Raw genomic sequence first — 18174 nt, forward strand, 5'->3', positions numbered from 1 at the left:
TACAGTATCAATTAATTTAACATTTTCTTTCATTTCCCTTTATGAAAAAGTCTTTTTTAAATTTACTTGGTCCTGGTTTATTATTTGCTGGTGCTGCAATAGGAGTTTCTCACTTGGTACAATCTACAAGAGCTGGTGCTGATTTTGGGTTTGGTTTACTTTGGGCTTTATTAATCGTTAATATTTTTAAATATCCTTTTTTCCAATTTGGACCTCGTTACGCTTCTGCTACTGGCGAAACTTTGTTAGATGGCTATAAAAAACTAGGTAAATATGTTTTAGTTAGCTATTATATTTTAAATTTTGCTACCATGTTTACTATTCAAGCTGCAGTAACAATTGTAACTGCAAGCTTAGCTTCTAACATCTTTGGTTTTACCAATGATTTAGTAATATGGTCGATTATAATAATGTTTATTAGTGTAATTATTTTAGGAATTGGAAAGTATAAACTACTTGACAACCTAATGAAGTACATTATATTAACATTAACCATAAGTACTATTTTAGCTGTAAACATTGCTTTATTTAGTACTCAAAAAGGATTTAGTTTTCAACAAATAGTACCTAGTGGTACTGCTCAAATAACTTTTTTAATAGCTTTTTTGGGCTGGATGCCTGCTCCTTTAGATATTTCTATTTGGCATTCAATATGGTCGGTTGAAAAAAGTAAAACTACTTTCGAAAAAATAAAACCTAAACATGCTATTTTCGATTTCAATGTTGGATACATTGGAACCTTCTTTTTAGGTGTTTGTTTTGTAATGTTAGGAGCTTTAGTTATGTATAGATCTGGTGAATCTTTTTCTAGTAAAGGAACTGTATTTGCATCTCAACTAATTAATTTATACACAAAAAACTTAGGTGATTTTTCTTACTTATTTATTGGTATAGCTGCCTTTACAACCATGTTCAGCACAACATTAACCACACTAGATGCTTCACCTAGAGCCATGAGTAAAACTTCTACCTTAATTTTTAATAAAAAAACAAAGGCTTCTTACTGGTTCTGGATGTTATTTTTAGCTATTGGTACTTTTCTTATCCTAAAATATTTTTTATCTGACATGGGATTTTTGGTTAAAATAGCTACGGTATTATCTTTCTTAACAGCTCCATTCTATGCTATTTTAAACTACATATTAATTACCGGTAAACATACTCCTGAAAAGCATAGACCTGGTTTAGGCTTACGTATTTTAAGTATTACTGGTATTGTATTTTTAATCGCATTTAGTATTTGGTTTTTACTCAATTTATAATTCTTTTCTTTGTAAATTTGCAGTTCAATTTTTTTATAAAATGGAAAACAAATCTGTAGTATTACCTGAAAGAACAAAAAAACCAAAATGGTTACGCGTAAAGTTACCCGTTGGTAAAAAATATACGGAACTTAGAGGTTTAGTAGATAAATACAAATTAAACACTATTTGTACTAGTGGTAGTTGCCCTAATATGGGAGAATGTTGGGGAGAAGGAACTGCTACTTTTATGATTTTAGGAAATATTTGTACTCGTTCTTGTGGTTTTTGTGGTGTAAAAACCGGTAGACCAGAAACTGTTGAATGGGACGAGCCTGAAAAAGTTGCTCGCTCAATTAAATTAATGAGTATTAAGCATGCTGTATTAACTTCAGTAGATAGAGATGATTTAAAAGATGGTGGATCTATCATTTGGGCTGAAACAGTAAATGCTGTTAGAAGAGCAAACCCTAATACTACTTTAGAAACCTTAATACCAGATTTTCAAGGAAATGAAAAATTACTTGATAGAATTATAGAGGTAGCTCCTGAGGTAGTTTCTCACAATATGGAAACTGTTCGTAGATTAACTCGTGAAGTTCGTATACAAGCTAAATATGATAGAAGCTTAGCTGTTTTGAAATATTTGAAAGACAACGGTATGCGTACTAAATCTGGAATTATGCTAGGTTTAGGAGAAACTGAAGAAGAAGTTATTCAAACGATGAAAGATTTGCGTGGTGTTGGGTTAGATATTATTACAATTGGTCAGTATTTACAACCAAGTAAAAAGCACTTACCAGTTAAGCAGTTTATTACTCCTGATCAATTTAAAAAATATGAAACTTTAGGTTTAGAAATGGGCTTTATGTATGTAGAAAGTGGCGCTTTAGTTAGATCTTCTTACAAAGCACATAAGCATGCTAGTTAATCAAAAAGTCATTTTATTAATAAATTGTTAAAATTAACAGTTTACTTATACATTTGTTAACACAAAGACTATATATCGTTAAAAAATTGTGAATTCTCAAATAACGCTTTTAAAAACATATAAGTAATTCGTAATTTTGGCACAGAATTTGAAAGCAATAATTCGTAGACAAGTAACATTGTTTTCATTGTGTAAATTATTTGAATTAGTTGATTAACAAAAGCCCGCTCATATGAGTGGGCTTTTGAATTTTATCCCATAAAAATTTATTATTTTTGGTTACAACCTTATTTAATATGTTTTTAAAAAAGATCTTATTCTGCAGTATTATTTTTTTCATCTTATCATGTAAAAATACCTCAACAAAAAATGATACTAAAAAACATAAATACACCAATAGCTTAATTCACGAAACAAGCCCGTACTTATTACAACATGCACACAACCCTGTAAACTGGTATCCTTGGAATGAAAAAACATTAGAACTTGCTAAAAAAGAAAACAAACTTTTATTAATTTCCATAGGATACTCTTCTTGTCATTGGTGTCATGTTATGGAAAAAGAATCTTTTGAAAATGATGAAGTTGCTAAATTAATGAACAACAATTTTATCAATGTAAAAATTGACAGAGAAGAACGTCCTGATATTGATAAAATTTACATGACAGCTGTACAGCTTATGACTGGAAGTGGCGGATGGCCATTAAACTGTATAGCTCTACCTAATGGGCAACCTGTTTTTGGTGGAACTTACTTTCCAAAAGACCAATGGATTAATGTTCTTAACCAAATTTCTTCTCTATACACAAAAGAACCTCAAGAACTAATTAATTACGCTGAAAAACTAACAGAAGGCATTAAAGAAAATTCTTTAATTTCTATTAATAACAAAGAGCAAGACTTCAACAAATCTTATTTAAAAAATTCTTTAGATAACTGGATCAAGCACTTCGATAATTCTTTTGGTGGTATTGATAGCTCTCCTAAATTTCCAATGCCTGTTAATTATGAGTTTCTATTACAATACGCATATCTCACAAAAAACGAAGAACTTTTATCTCATGTTAATACTACTCTAACTAAAATGGCTTTAGGTGGTATTTTTGATCAAAGTGAAGGTGGTTTCTCTAGATACTCCACTGATAAAAAATGGCACATTCCTCATTTTGAAAAAATGCTCTATGACAATGGTCAGCTAGTTAGTCTATATTCTAATGCTTATACAGCTACACAAAAGCCTCTTTACAAGGAAACTGTGTATCAAACACTAAACTTTATAGAAAAAGAATTAATGGACAAAAGTGGTGGTTTTTATTCATCTCTAGATGCAGATAGTAGTAACGAACATGATAAACTTGAAGAAGGAGCTTATTATGTATGGAATAAAAACGAACTTACTTCAATTATCCCTAAAGATGATTTTGATTTATTTTCAAATTATTTTGGAATAAACTCATATGGATTATGGGAAGAAGAAAAATATCATTTCATAAGAAAGTTTACCAATGAAGAGTTTTCTAAAAAACATAAAATACCATTAGACAAACTAAACAATAAAGTAGCGCAATGGCGTTCAGTATTAACAAAACATAGAAGCAAAAAAAACAAACCTAGATTAGATGACAAAATCCTTACTTCTTGGAATGCTTTAACTTTAAAAGGTTATGTTGATGCTTACAAAGCTTTTGATGATTCTCATTTTTTAAATATTGCTCTAAGAAATGCCAATTTTATTAAAGAAAATTTAATTGAACAAAATGGTGAAATTTTCAGAAATTACAAAAATGGTAAAGCAAGTATTAATGCTTATTTAGAAGATTACGCTACCCTAATTAACGCCTATTTAAGCCTATATCAAGTTACATTCGATTCTCAATGGCTATCACTATCAAAGAAGCTTACTGACTATGTTTTTGATCATTTTTACGATGAAAAAAGTAATTTCTTTTATTATACTTCTAATCTAGAAAAAGAATTAATCACTAAAAAGATTGAAACTGACGATAATGTTATTGCTTCTTCTAATTCAATCATGGCTAAGAACTTATTTTTATTAAGTCATTTTTATGAAAATGAAGAGTACCTAAAAGTTAGCAAGCAAATGCTACACAACATTAGTCCAGAAATGAATAACTTCCCTTCTTCTCATGCAAATTGGCTTTCTCTATATTTAAATTATACCTACCCTTTTTATGAAGTTGCTATCTCAGGAAATAAAGCTCTTGAAAAATCTACTCTATTAAATAAAGTTTATTTACCAAATAAGTTAGTTACTGGTAGCCTTAAAGAAAGTGATTTGCCTTTATTAAAAAACAGGTTTTCTTCTAAAGAAACATACATATACGTTTGTATTAATAAAGCTTGTAAATTACCTACTAGTGATGTAAAAAAGGCAATAAATCAATTGAAAAATTAAATAACATTAAATATCAGACACCACATTCAAACACATCCTAACTATATGATATGGAGTTTTCCACATAGCTACTTTATGTTCTGATCTTTCCCAATTCCCTGTTATTTTTGAATGCCATTCCCCATTATCATTATCAATAAAATTATCTTTCACAAAGTACCATACTTTATTCAAGCTAATTAAATATTCTTCTTTTTTAGTTTCTTTATATAAAGTATCAAAAGCAAGCATAGCCTCTGTTTGTACCCACCAATTCAATTCAACATCTAATTCTTTAGAAGCTATATTTTTTCCTGTTAACACAGCTCCATCAAACGTTACTGCTTCATTTAGAAAATTAGCAATACTATGCTTCATTTTTTCAACAATAATTTCTTCATATTTTTTATAACCAAGAGACCTCGCTATATCTAGCAACATCCATGGAACCTCTGCATTGTGTCCAAAAGAAATTGTTTTACTTATATTAACCCATTGTTCATCAAACTCTAAAACTAAATACTTATCGTTTTTCCAAAATTTGTTTACAATTGTTTCTAATAAATATGTTATTCTTTTTCCTAATTCATCATTATCATACACTTTATATAAAGCACTATAACCTTCTAACAAATGCAAATAAGTCCCTAACTTCTTAACCTTATCTTGAACTCCTTCTTTAAACTCTTCATTCAAATAACTTCCATCAGAAGACTTCAACTCTTTCTCTACAAACTCAAACAAATTTACCGCCCAAGTTTTTACTTCTTCTTTTTTTGATAATTTATAATATTCTGATAATCCTAAAATAGTATATGCTTGAGCTATTGTATTTTTTGTTTTATCTATTGGTTTTCCGTTATAATATAACTCCCAATATACAGCTGATGTTTCTTTATCTTTAAAAAAGTACTTTAAGTATTGATAAGCTCTATTAGCAAATGCTTCATTATCTTCTATCACCTCTTGATTACAAACTGCTGAAAAACTCCACAAAGTTCTAGCGTTCAATATAATTCCCTTGGGTGCTTTTGGCACTACATTTCCCTTACTATCAACTCTACCAAAAAAACCTCCTTCTAAATTATCTATAGTATTCGTTTTCCAATAATCTAATACATTTTGTAATTCTTTTCTTATTTCAACTTGAAGCCTTCTTTTAATAGAATTATCTACAACTTCTACCATCTGTTTATAAATTCCTTTGTTCATTTAACACCTGCTCAACTTCTTTCATTTTTTTAGTTGTTAATGGATAAAAAAGTAAAGCCACTACAGCTAACAACACAAACAATGCTGGAACTAAACTCATATTTAATTTTATCCCTTCAAGCATTTCCGCAGTTTTAATAGCTACATCCCCTTCATAATTATACATATTTAAAATAGCTAAAGTTATTGCTCCAGCTACCCCTCCTCCAAATTTCATTGCAAATGTACCTGCCGAGTAAATTAAACCGGTAGCTCTTCTTCCATTTTTATATTCTGAATAATCGGCTGAATCACCCAACATAGCAAAGAAAAGTATAGGCATTAATCCTGCTCCAAACTCTGAAATTATACCAAATAAAAATATATTCCCGACTTGATTTGGCTCTAACCAATAGATAGCTCCTGCAGTAATTGACGAAAGCAAGACACTTAAAATAAAAAGTCTCTTTTTCCCTATTTTTTTCGATAAATATGGAGCAAACAATGTAGAAATCATAGATATTACCAATAACGAAAGTAAGTATAACCCAGCTAATCCATTTTCTCCTCCCCATCTCGAAAGAGTTCCAAAAAAATTTGTTTTATCTTGTACATAATGTGTAAAATAATACATTGTTGCACTTTGTTTTATTACATTATATGTTACAAAAACAAAACCTAAAAACAATAAAATTAACCATGCTTTATTGGTCATTAAATCTTTATAATCTTGCTTTACATTCGATTCACTATTTATAATCGGTACTCGTTCTCTTGTAGTTAAAAACGTAATTACTGAGAAAATAGCCAATATAAACGCTAACACATACATAGTATATTGATATCCTAAGTTTTTATTTCCTTCTCCTAAAAAATCTACCAATGAAATAACACCAATTGTAGCTATTACTCCTCCCAAGTACGCTCCAAAGAAACGATACGATGACAGAACTGTTCTTTCTTTTATATTAGAAGTCATAACTCCCATTAAAGCTGAATATGGAACATTATTAGCCGTGTACATTAAAGTATAAAAAATAGAAGTTGCATATGCCCAAATTAGCTTTCCCGACAAACTTAAATCTGGCGTTGTAAACTGTAATATTAAAGCTACTCCAAATGGTAATGCTGTCCATATTAACCAGGGTCTAAATTTCCCCCATTTTGTTTTAGTTCTATCGGCAATATTTCCCATTATTAAATCAGTAACTCCATCTCCTAAACGAATTACAAATAATAACATAGCTACAGCTGCCGTACCCAAACCGAAAACATCGGTATAAAAAATAGGTAAAAAGGGACCTATGGTTCGCCAAGCAATATTAGCTGCTGTATCCCCTAAAGCATATCCTATTTTTTCTTTTATTGATAATTTATTTTCGGTTGACATATATTTTGTTTTATCTATTTTTTGTTGTTTCTCTAAGTTCTATACTCGTATTTATAACTTTTGTTATTCTTTCTACTGGAGCTTTCCCTTCTATTCTTTCAATAATCATACGAACAGCATTTTTCCCAATTTCTTCTGAATGCTGTGTTACCGTTGATAATTTTGGATTACAAAATGGTAATACATTCTTATCTGAAAATCCTATTATTGAAATATCATCTGGGAATTTACACCCAAAATCTTTTGCCTTATTTATTGCTATCACTCCTAATGTATTATCAATAGCTAAAATTCCATCTACTCCATCATACTCTTCAAATACTTTACTCACTTGTTCTTCTAAATCAACAGTAGTATCTATATTTACTATTATTGGTTTTTCTTTATACGTCTTACTTTCTGTAATTGCTTTTAGGTAACCATCTGTTCTAAGCTTCCCAACATTTAAACCTTCAAGTGTACTTAGCAAAGCCACTTTTCTTCTCCCTTCTTTTAAGAATTGATTTGTTGCTTTATAGGCAGCTCCAAAATCATCTATAATTACCTTATCACAATTTACATTCTCTATCATCCTATCGAACATCACAATTGGTAATTGTTGCCTTAAAATAGCTTTAAAATGCTCTACTTCATCCTTTCTTTGTGTTTCTTCTGCTACCGAAATAATGTAACCATCCACACTTCCATTAGCCAAAAGCTCTATATTCTTTTTTTCATTTTTATATAATTCATTTGATATACAAGTAATGATACTATACCCTAATATTGAAGCCTCTTTTTCAATTCCATGTAAAGACTTTGCAAAAAAATGATTTAGAATATCTGGAATAATAACACCTATAGTTTTCGTCTTACTTTTCTTCAAGCTTAACGCTGCTTTATTAGGCTTGTAATTATATTCCTTAGCTAATTTTTGTACTTTTTCAATTGTTGCTTGACTAATTTCATAGCTATTATTTAGTGCTTTTGATACTGTAGATACAGAAATATTTAGCTCTTTGGCTATATCTTTAAGTGTTATCATTTTTTTTCTATAAAACTAATGAAATTAAACTGACTATTGTAAACGACAAACTATCACTATTCATAATCCATTCTTAACTTATAAAGTAAAATTCTATAACTAATTATTACTCATAGATAAACTCCAGCTTTTCTTTTGAAACAGAACTTGCTCCTATCCAAACATTGAATTTACCTTTCTCAACTCCATATTCTAATTGGTTGTTATAATATTTTAAATCTTGGAGTTTTATTTTAAAACTTACCTTTTTCTTTTCATGGGGTTTTAAACTTATTCTTTTATATCCTTTTAATTCTTTTACTGGTCTTGTAATACTTCCTACCACATCTTGAATATACAACTGAACTAACTCACTCCCCATTCTCTTTCCTGTATTGGTAATATCAATTGAAGCGGTTATACTTCCATTATCTGTTAATTTATTTGTTGATAGTGTTAAGTTTGAGTATTTAAACGTTGTATACCCCAATCCAAAACCAAAAGGATATTCAGATTTGTAACCCGCATCTAAATAATGAGAAGTATTTCCTAAAGAGCTTTGCCATACACCAATTGGTATGCTATCTATGTGCACAAACTCTTTAGCACTTGCTGGTCTACCTGTATTCTTATGATTGTAATACAATGGTAATTGTCCAGCCATTTTTGGCCACGTTATTGGCAATCTTCCTTTGGGCTCTTCCACTCCATAAACCATTTCATAAATAGCATCTCCTCCCATAGTTCCAGGATGCCATGTCATTAAAATACCATCAACTTTATTTTTTATGTTTTGTAGAGTTATTGGACGACCTGCCATAATTGTTAATATTATCGGTTTTTTAAGCTTTGATAACTCTTTTATTAACTCTTCTTGCACTCCTGGTAAATTTATATTCGCTCTACTATGTGCCTCTCCTGATAATATTGCTTCTTCTCCTCCTATAAACAAAATAACATCTGCTTTTTTAACTTTAGACATCACTTCTCTAAATTGTTTTTTACTTGTATCTCTACTATAAGTTAAACCTTCTATAAACTCAAAATTTGCATTATGGTTTTTAAAAGACATTACCGGTGTTACAGTATAATTCTTATCTCCATCAAAAGTCCAAGTTCCTAATTGTTCCCTAGGTTTATCTGCTAAAGGTCCAACTATAAGTATTTTCGTATTTTTATCTAAAGGGAGAATATTGTTTTCATTTTTTAATAACACTGAACTTTTTATAGCTGCTTCTTTTGCTAACTCTAAGTGTTTAACATCATAAAGTTTTCCTGTTTTGTTCCTATATGGATTCTCAAATAACCCCATCCTTATTTTCACTCTTAAAATATCTGCTACCAATTTGTTTATTTGATTTATTGATAACTTTTTTTCTTTTAATAGTTCTTTTACATTATCCTCATAAGACTTACTTGTCATTTCCATATTCAATCTAGCATTAATAGCCTTTTCTGCTGCTTTCTTTTCATCTTCTGCATAACCATGAGCTATCATTTCTGTAATCGAATTCCAATCGCTAACCACAAAACCATCAAATTTTAATTGCTTTCTTAAAATGTCTGACAATAATTCTTTATCCCCTGATGCTGGTATTCCATTCACTTCGTTAAATGAAGTCATTACAGTTTGAACTCCCGATTCAAAAGCTGATTGAAATGGTGGTAAATAAGTATTATATAATTGTTCTTTACTAATAATCGCTGTATTATAATCTCTACCACCTATTGCTGCTCCATATCCTATAAAATGTTTTGCACATGCAATTAAACTTGTTGGATCCGATAAACTATCTCCTTGAAACCCTTCTACATATGCTTTTGCCATTTGTTTTGCCAAATACGGGTCTTCTCCTGGCGATTCCGCTACTCTTCCCCATCTTGCATCTCTAGCTATATCTAACATTGGTGCAAAAGTCCATCTTACTCCAAATGTAGAAGCTTCAATTGCTGCTACCCTAGAAGAATTCTTAGCTACTTCTTGATCCCAAGACGCAGCTACCCCCAAAGGAATTGGAAAAATTGTTTTAAAACCATGAATTACATCCCTTGAAAAAATTAACGGTATCTTATTAGGACTTTCTTCTACAGCAATTCTTTGTAATTCATCTACATACTTTTTATTCATCACATTTAAGAAAGCTCCTATTCTTCCTTCTCTAACATCTTTTTTCAATGACTCTGGCAATGTTCCTTTTACTCTACTAGAAGTTCCTCTAAGATTTAACTGCCCTATTTTTTCTTCTAATGTCATTTTAGACAAAAGTTCTTGTACTTTAGATTCTATTGGGACATTCTCTTTTTTATCCTTTTCACAACCTATTGCGAAAAACATTATAGTTCCTAATAAAAAAATAAATATTGCGCGCATATTGTTTTTACTTTATTTGTTCTACAACTAACTTTTCTTTATTATAAACTGGAGTTTTAAAATAGCTTGACCTCACCCCTTTTATACCTGGAATAGCAACAAACACAGAGCCTGCTAATGGATATTTTTCTTTTTCTTCTTTTGTCATATCAACACTTGCTGTTGTTATATATAGTTTATCTAAGTTTTCTCCTCCAAACGCACAAGAAGTTACATTATGAGCTGGCACTTTTATTTTAGAAACCAATTTTCCTGTTTTAGGATTATATTGAGCTACTGCATTTCCATTCCACATTCCTACCCACAACATATCATTTTCATCTATAGTCATTCCATCTGGAAAACCATCTTTTTGATTAACCTTTACTACTATTCTTTCATTTGAAATTGTATTGGTTTTCAAATCAAAATCAAAAGCTCTAATATTTCCTGTTGGAGTATCTATGTAATACATTATATCTCCCTTTTTAGTCCATACAATTCCATTAGAAATTGTTATGTTTTCTAACATCGTTGTTGTTTTTCCTTGATTACCTACTTTATATAACTTACCACTAGATTTTGTTTGCTTTAAATTCATTGACCCTACCCATAAATTTCCACTTGGATCACATTTCCCATCGTTAAATCTATTCTCTTTAATTAAAGCTTCAACATCTGATAAAAGAGAGATTTTTTCAGTATTAATGTTCACTACATAAATCCCATCTTCTAAAGCTACCACTACTTCCTCTCCTGTTTCTGAAGGAACAACTGTTCCAATTTTTGACGGCATTGTTATTGTCCTATTCTCTTTATTCAATGGGTTATATATGTGTAATCTCTTTTTTTCTATATCTATCCAAATGAAATTTTTCTTCTTATAATCCCAAAACGCCCCTTCTCCTAATTTTGCAGGAGTTTGATATTCTAAAACTGCTTCAACCGAATGATTTTTCACCTTACATGCTTCTAAAACCATAAACCCCATCACTAACAATAGTATATTTATAAGCACCGTTATTTTTCTTTCTTTTAATCTATTCAACATCATTCTTAATGAGTTTTATTTCAAAATAAATGTATAACTCCCTTTCCTGTTCTTTAAAAACAAGCAATTAAACAACAACATTTATTAAGTATATATTTTATCTACGAGAAGTATAAAAATGTTGCTATCACAATAACACATATTAATATCCCTACTAATTTTACATGCTTCCAAGGTGTGATATCTACTTCTTTTGTGAATTCTTGGATATAATCTTTATCTCTTGGATATAGTTTACCTATTAATAACATTATTAGCACATTCAATACAAATAGTATTGCCATGACATGTAAAAAGTGAGGGTAATTTTCTTCTCCAAAAACATAAGGTTTTAAATAGAATTGACTAATCACATACAATACAACCCCTGATATTATGGCAACCTTTGCTGCTATAGCTGGTACTTTTTTAGTTAAATATCCAACAACAATTATTGTTAAAATAGGTATACTATAACAACCATTTACTTCTTGCAAATAACCAAACAAACCATCTGGCGCATTAGCAATAAAAGGCGCAACAAACATTGATAATACTGCCAATACAATTCCGAATTTTTTACCTGCTAGTACCACCTGTTTTTCACTCGCCTCTTTATTTATATATTCTTTATAAATATCTATTCCGAAAAGTGTTACCGAACTATTTAGCGCACTGTTAAACGAACTTAGTATTGCCCCGAACAATACAGCTGCAAAAAAACCTACAAATGACAATGGTAAAACCTTAGTTACTAACTTTGGATAAGCTTCATCTGGGTTTATTAATGATTCTCCAAAAAGATGAAACGCTATAATCCCTGGCAACACCACTATGATTGGCCCTAAAATTTTAAAGAATGAAGCTAATAATAATCCTTTTTGACCTTCCTTTAAATTTTTTGCACCTAGAGCTCTTTGTATAATAGCCTGATTAGTTCCCCAATAAAACAATTGCACCAACATCATACCTGTGAAAATAGTTGCAAATGGTATCGAAGAACCACTTCCTCCTATTGAATTTAATTTTTCTGTATGTGTAGTTGTTAAAATAGTTATCCCTTCTAAAAAGCTCCCTCCTCCAACTTCTATCAAACCAAAAACTGGAATCAACAAACCTCCTATTATAAGCCCAACTGCATTAATTGTATCTGATACTGCTACCGCTTTTAAACCTCCAAAAATTGCATAAATAGACCCAATTATTCCTATTGAAAATATACATATCCATAAAGCTATTTCTTTTGATACTCCCAATAAATCTGGTACATTAAACATTGTACTTATTGCCAACGATCCTGAGTATAATACTATAGGTAAAAAAACTACAACATAACCTGATAAGAACAACCCTGATGCTATCGATTTTGTTATTTTATCATACCGTCTTTCTAAAAAAGTTGGCACCGTTGTTAAACCTCCTTTTAAATACCTAGGCAACAAAAACACTGCTGTAATTACCATTGCTATTGCCGCCAAGGTTTCCCAAGCCATTACCAATATCCCTTCTTTAAAGGCTTGTCCATTTAAACCTACTAATTGCTCAGTAGATAAGTTTGTTAATAATAACGACCCTGCTATAACTGTAGCTGTTAAACTTCTTCCTCCTAAAAAATATCCTTCTGAAGATTGTTCATTTGTTTTTCTAGTTGACAAATAAGCTATAACTGCTACTAAAACCGTAAATCCAATAAAGGAGATTATACTTAACATATTCTTTTAATTATTAATTTTTATAAACTGTAGGTAATCGTTATTTTTTACTGAAATGATATACTTTTGATTACCCACTGTAATTGGTACCAAATCTTTTACATCTCCTTCTGTAAAAAACCCACTATTCATTGATGGAATTGATTTGAATTTTCCTTTCCCATCCCCTTCTAAAAACACTCCATAGCTTCCATCATTTCTTGGTGTTTCTACTTCTGAATTGTATAAATTTCCTGCCACTACTGCGTCTAAATCCCCATCGTTGTTAAAATCATTTACTATTATTTGATTAACACTTGAAAATTGAGCTTCGATTGGTAATTCATGTACAATTAATTTACCTTCTTTATTTTCCAAATAGATACTTGCAAATGAACTTACTTGATAATGCAATGAGTTTTCTAAATTCTTACTTCCATAAACATCCACCAGAGTAGCTGTTGAAAATTCATTGTAATTTTTAAACTTGCTCTTTAGCGATGGAATTTGTTGAGACGAACATTGCTTTCCTCTAACTGGGTATTGCTTTCCTTCATTATAGTAGCTCAATACAATATCATTTTCATTGTTTTTATCAAAGTCGTTTACATAAATATCAAATGTTTCTTTTTCTGTAGCTTTATATTTATAGTTTAAACCGTTATTTCCAACGATGTAATCCATATCTCCATCATTATCAAAATCTCCTTGATTTATACTCCACCACCAACCTGTGGTATTTTTAGTTAGTCCATATTTTTCTGAAACTTCTTCAAATTTTCCTTTATGATTTACAAACACTTTTATTGACATCCATTCTCCTACAATTATAATATCTTCCCATCCATCATTATTTATATCAGTAATAACTGCTGATGTTGCCATTCCTAAGTCCTTAAGTAGCGGTATTTTTGAACTTGTTACATTATTGAATTTTATAGATTTTTCATCCGAAGCATTTTCTAATAAAGTACTTGATGCTGGTAACGGGTACTTTCCTGGAATTTGCCTTCCTAAAACCAAAACATCTTGTTTACCATCTTTATTAAAATCTAATTTATAAGCTCTTGAACCACTATTTTGCAGTTGTGGCAACGCTTTTTTTTCTTTCTGAAAATTACCCTTTCCATCATTTACATATAATCTATCTTGTAGCATTGTTGATTTTTCCGCATATTCATATCCTCCACTAACCACATATAAATCCTGATCTCCATCATTATCTGCATCAAAAAATAACGCCCCTAAATCTTCTGATAACTTGTCTTTTGTTATTTCTAAATTTTGTTTTTCATAAAAGCCTTCTTTCTTTTGAATAAACAATTTCCCTTCGTTTCCAAAAGCGCCTCCTACAAAACAATCCTCTAAACCATCATTATTTACATCGGCTACTGCTACAGCTGGTCCTAAGGTTGACATTTTGTGTGGTAACAAAACTTGTTTATCAAAATCGTTTATATCATTTTCTACAGATTTATAGCCTATTAATTTGGAATTTTCATTTGAGAATATTTTCTTTTTTGCTAAAATTCTATCTTTTACTTTCTCCGCATTAGCATACTCTAAAACTATTGATTGATTCGTTTTTACTCCTTTAAGAATTTCCTCTTTTCCAATAGACCAAACTACTTTTAAACTATCTATTTTTTTAGTATCTCCTAAACCGAAATGTAGTTTTGGTGCTACTGATGACTGAAAACCTCTTGTTAAAGTTAATTCTTGTTTTTGTACATTTTTTCCAACGTAAGTATAAACTTTAGCCCCTAATCCAAAAAGATTTTTTTGAGTTCCTTTAAAAGAAACACTTAAATAATTTTTATCACTTCCTTTGTTTTCAAATACACTTGCAACTTCATCAAGGTTATTGATAACCACATCTAAATCTCCATCATTATCAAGATCAGCATAAATCCAACCATTTGAAAACCCTTTATGCTCTATTCCCCATTTTTTATTTACTCTTTCAAACTGAATTCCATTAACATTTTTAAACATAAAATTGTCAATTTTTTCAGAAGGAATCATTTTTGTTTTCTCTAATAATGAATATTGACTATACTCTTCTCCATCTATTTTCTTAAAAAAATCTTTATTATTTACCTCTCTTCTTGTTCCATTGGTTATATACAAATCTTTAAAGCCATCATTATCAAAATCGGCAAACATAGGTCCCCAACTCCAATCTGTAGATGAAGTTCCTGAAATCCTAGATATGTTTGAGAATTTTGGAACATTATTTTCTATACTTCCAACATTTAATTGTAAGCAGTTATGCATATATTGATAATGGAATCCGTAAAGCACAGTTTCATAAAATAATCGAGGATTCATACTTGCCATATTGGCTTTTTGTCGTCGATTATTATTCGATTCCATATCAACTTGAAATACATCTAATAACTCATCATTATTGATATCAGCAATATCAATCCCCATCCCATAAAAAGAAGTTTGAGAAGTTGCTTCTTTTATCACCTCTTTAAATGTTCCATCTTGATTGTTTATGTATAAAAAATCTGGAATACTGTAATCATTCGACACATATAAATCTTGCCAACCATCATTGTTTAAGTCTGCTGCTACGACTCCTAATGAAAAACTATAATTTTTCACTCCAGATATCTCTGTAACATCAGTAAAATAATCTCCGTCGTTTCTATATAACTTATCTGTTTCTTCATCTGAAACATTTTTCATTCTATGGTCATATATTGCATTTGAAGTAGTTGGATGAGCAATTGGGTAATTTACCACATACAAATCTAAATCTCCATCATTATCAAAATCAAAAAAAGTTGCTTGTACTGAATTCCCTAATGCATCAATTTGATATTCTTTTGCTTTTTCTGTGAATGTATTATCTCTGTTATTTATATACAATTCATTTCTCTTATCTCCATTTTTGCCTGAAACTGAACAGTAAATATCTAAGTAACCATCTGCATTTACATCGGTCATTGTGACTCCTGTATACCATTTTGAACCGCCTTCAATTTTGGCTTTCTCTGAGATATCTTCAAAAGAAAAGTTACCCTTATTTAAGTATAATCTGTTTATAACTTGGTTTCCTGTAAAGAATAAATCTACTAATCCATCATTATTTATATCACCAGCAGCAACACCTCCACCCATATAAATAGAGGTATATTTAAAGTAATTTAAAGAATCTGTTTCTGTTAAATTATTTTCAAAACGAATACCTGTTGTATTGGATTTTAACTCATTGAACAACAGGTCGTTTTTTTTAGTACTTTTTTGATTAGTACACGCTATAAATAATATTACAATTATGATTAAAAAGGGAAATCTCATATACTTAACGAAGACTAAATAAACTAGATAGTTAATTGCTTTTTTAACAACTAACTACCTAGTTAAGTCAATAATAAAACAAAGTTTTTTTTAATATCCTGGGTTTTGATCAGCACTCGTTAACTTAGAGTTCTTATCAATTTCTGTAATTGGTATTGGAAATAAATCGTTTTTAGGAGCATATCCTGTACCTACTAGTTCAGTTGCTGCTTTACCCCACCGTACTAAATCCCAAAAACGCTGACCTTCATGTGCTAACTCTAAAAACTTCTCATTAACAATTGCTTCAAATAAATTGTTTCCTGATAAAGTTGGATCAACATCTGGAAGCCCAGCTCTTGTTCTCACTTTATTTAATTCCATTCTTGCTTGAGCATCTTGTCCGGTTTTATTATATGCTTCAGCTGCTAGTAACAAAACTTCTGCATAGCGGAACAATCTAAAGTTTGTTGAATAATTCAATTCTTTTACTCCACCTGAACTAGTATCTTCAGATTTTGTACTATATTTTATTCTTATAGAGCCTTCATAATCCCAAACAGCACCTCCTGGAGCAGCCGATTGATCTACACTTCCTCCTGCTGCTATCAATTCAGCTTCTGTCATTAAAGTAGCCGCTTTTCTATTAGTATCTCCTGCCGTTGTAAAAGCATCTGCTAATTTTTTAGTTGGTAAGTTAAATCCCCAACCATTTAATAAATTAACCGCTGCAACATCAAAAATACCATCTCCTCTAGGTCCCATTAACTGAATGTGTAAGTTACTCTCGTTTCTTCCTCCCCAAGCTATATTTCCCCAATCTCTTCCTGTTGTTGAAACATATCCTATTTCTAATAAAGATTCTCTACCAAACTCTTTATCAATACTCCAAATATCATTTGGCGATGCTTCTAAATCGTGAGATGAATTTGAAATAACACTTTGAAAAAACGGTATAGCTTCTGAATTTTTATCTTGAAATACTAAAACTTTTCCCATTAAAGCTTCTGCTGCCCCTTTCGAAACCCTAAAAGAGTTTCCTAACACAGATTTTTCTGGTAATGATGCTATTGCATCTGTTAAGTCTGCTTCTATCTGAGTGTAGATTTCTGCTCTTGTAGATTTTCCAATTCCAAATTCTGCTGGTGTTGCTGGTACTGTTAAACGTAAAGGAATATCTCCAAACATTGTAGTTAACTCAAAATAACACCATGCCCTCATAAATTTAGCTTCTGCCAATGCTCTATCCTTATTACTTAAATTAGAATCTTTTACATTTTCAATCACTAAGTTAGACAAGGCTATTGTTCTGTAAAACAAATCCCACACACTTGATATTGATGCATTTGAAGACGAAACATTTGTAAAATCATCTATATCTTGTAATTGTGGTTGATCTTGAGAATTACCTCCTGCTGCATTAGCATCATCCCCTGGTAACAACTTTACTAAAAAGGCACTGTGCCAATCTCTTCCATAATTGTATTGCATTAAATCATAGATACCTATCACTGCAGACTCAACATTTTCCTCCTTTAAAAAGAACGTTTCTAAGTCCTGTACATTTTGTGGAGGATTTACTGTAAAATCTTTATCACAAGCAAACACCCCTATTAAAAGTATCGCTATAACTGTTAAAAATTGTTTTTTCATAATTTAT

General features: G+C 30.6%; 11 protein-coding genes. 3 read left to right on the forward strand and 8 right to left on the reverse strand.

Annotated features, from left to right (window positions below):
* Positions 1 to 41: 41 nt before the first annotated feature.
* The 3 genes from MHN29_RS10250 (at position 42) to MHN29_RS10260 (ending at position 4589) form a co-directional block, all read left to right on the forward strand.
* The gene (locus tag MHN29_RS10250; protein ID WP_235274690.1) at positions 42 to 1262 is read left to right on the forward strand and encodes an Nramp family divalent metal transporter; all 1221 of its coding nucleotides are present in this window, start codon (positions 42 to 44) and stop codon (positions 1260 to 1262) included.
* A gap of 40 nt (positions 1263 to 1302) precedes the next feature.
* On the forward strand, positions 1303 to 2172 hold the full coding sequence (gene lipA / locus MHN29_RS10255; RefSeq protein ID WP_235274689.1) for a lipoyl synthase: 870 nt from the start codon (positions 1303 to 1305) through the stop codon (positions 2170 to 2172).
* Between the two features lie 296 nt (positions 2173 to 2468).
* Positions 2469 to 4589 (forward strand): thioredoxin domain-containing protein, encoded by a 2121-nt coding sequence (locus tag MHN29_RS10260; RefSeq protein ID WP_235274688.1) that lies wholly within the window; start codon positions 2469 to 2471, stop codon positions 4587 to 4589.
* 6 nt (positions 4590 to 4595) lie between these two features.
* Here the strand turns inward: MHN29_RS10260 and MHN29_RS10265 are convergent, their stop codons facing one another.
* From MHN29_RS10265 to MHN29_RS10300, 8 genes are all read right to left on the reverse strand, one after another.
* Positions 4596 to 5780, reverse strand: coding sequence for an AGE family epimerase/isomerase (locus MHN29_RS10265; RefSeq protein WP_235274687.1), 1185 nt, complete (start codon positions 5778 to 5780; stop codon positions 4596 to 4598).
* Entirely contained in the window at positions 5761 to 7149 is a 1389-nt protein-coding gene (locus MHN29_RS10270) for an MFS transporter (RefSeq protein ID WP_235274686.1), read from the reverse strand. Before MHN29_RS10270 ends, MHN29_RS10265 begins: the two co-directional genes overlap by 20 nt.
* A 10-nt stretch (positions 7150 to 7159) precedes the next feature.
* Complete coding sequence (locus tag MHN29_RS10275) at positions 7160 to 8173, reverse strand: LacI family DNA-binding transcriptional regulator (RefSeq protein WP_235274685.1); 1014 nt, start codon at positions 8171 to 8173, stop codon at positions 7160 to 7162.
* Positions 8174 to 8279: 106 nt separating this feature from the next.
* Complete coding sequence (locus MHN29_RS10280) at positions 8280 to 10523, reverse strand: glycoside hydrolase family 3 N-terminal domain-containing protein (RefSeq protein ID WP_235274684.1); 2244 nt, start codon at positions 10521 to 10523, stop codon at positions 8280 to 8282.
* A 7-nt stretch (positions 10524 to 10530) separates the two neighbouring features.
* Positions 10531 to 11556, reverse strand: coding sequence for an SMP-30/gluconolactonase/LRE family protein (locus tag MHN29_RS10285; RefSeq protein WP_235274683.1), 1026 nt, complete (start codon positions 11554 to 11556; stop codon positions 10531 to 10533).
* A gap of 98 nt (positions 11557 to 11654) precedes the next feature.
* Positions 11655 to 13244, reverse strand: a complete 1590-nt coding sequence (locus tag MHN29_RS10290; RefSeq protein ID WP_235274682.1) for a solute:sodium symporter family transporter — start codon at positions 13242 to 13244, stop codon at positions 11655 to 11657.
* Between the two features lie 6 nt (positions 13245 to 13250).
* Positions 13251 to 16535: a VCBS repeat-containing protein gene (locus MHN29_RS10295; RefSeq protein WP_235274681.1), complete on the reverse strand. Its 3285-nt coding sequence runs from the start codon at positions 16533 to 16535 to the stop codon at positions 13251 to 13253.
* 90 nt (positions 16536 to 16625) lie between these two features.
* Positions 16626 to 18167: a RagB/SusD family nutrient uptake outer membrane protein gene (locus MHN29_RS10300; protein ID WP_235274680.1), complete on the reverse strand. Its 1542-nt coding sequence runs from the start codon at positions 18165 to 18167 to the stop codon at positions 16626 to 16628.
* Positions 18168 to 18174: the final 7 nt, after the last annotated feature.

Origin of the sequence: Tenacibaculum sp. Cn5-46 (genome assembly GCF_022347705.1) — a bacterium.
Taxonomy (GTDB): domain Bacteria; phylum Bacteroidota; class Bacteroidia; order Flavobacteriales; family Flavobacteriaceae; genus Polaribacter; species Polaribacter aiptasiae.

Excerpts from the sequence above, each read along its gene's own strand:
- MHN29_RS10250 (WP_235274690.1), top strand. The coding sequence starts at position 42 with ATGAAAAAGTCTTTTTTAAATTTACTTGGTCCTGGTTTATTATTTGCT.
- lipA (WP_235274689.1), top strand. The coding sequence starts at position 1,303 with ATGGAAAACAAATCTGTAGTATTACCTGAAAGAACAAAAAAACCAAAA.
- MHN29_RS10260 (WP_235274688.1), top strand. The coding sequence starts at position 2,469 with ATGTTTTTAAAAAAGATCTTATTCTGCAGTATTATTTTTTTCATCTTA.
- MHN29_RS10265 (WP_235274687.1), bottom strand. The coding sequence starts at position 5,780 with ATGAACAAAGGAATTTATAAACAGATGGTAGAAGTTGTAGATAATTCT.
- MHN29_RS10270 (WP_235274686.1), bottom strand. The coding sequence starts at position 7,149 with ATGTCAACCGAAAATAAATTATCAATAAAAGAAAAAATAGGATATGCT.
- MHN29_RS10275 (WP_235274685.1), bottom strand. The coding sequence starts at position 8,173 with ATGATAACACTTAAAGATATAGCCAAAGAGCTAAATATTTCTGTATCT.
- MHN29_RS10280 (WP_235274684.1), bottom strand. The coding sequence starts at position 10,523 with ATGCGCGCAATATTTATTTTTTTATTAGGAACTATAATGTTTTTCGCA.
- MHN29_RS10285 (WP_235274683.1), bottom strand. The coding sequence starts at position 11,556 with ATGATGTTGAATAGATTAAAAGAAAGAAAAATAACGGTGCTTATAAAT.
- MHN29_RS10290 (WP_235274682.1), bottom strand. The coding sequence starts at position 13,244 with ATGTTAAGTATAATCTCCTTTATTGGATTTACGGTTTTAGTAGCAGTT.
- MHN29_RS10295 (WP_235274681.1), bottom strand. The coding sequence starts at position 16,535 with ATGAGATTTCCCTTTTTAATCATAATTGTAATATTATTTATAGCGTGT.
- MHN29_RS10300 (WP_235274680.1), bottom strand. The coding sequence starts at position 18,167 with ATGAAAAAACAATTTTTAACAGTTATAGCGATACTTTTAATAGGGGTG.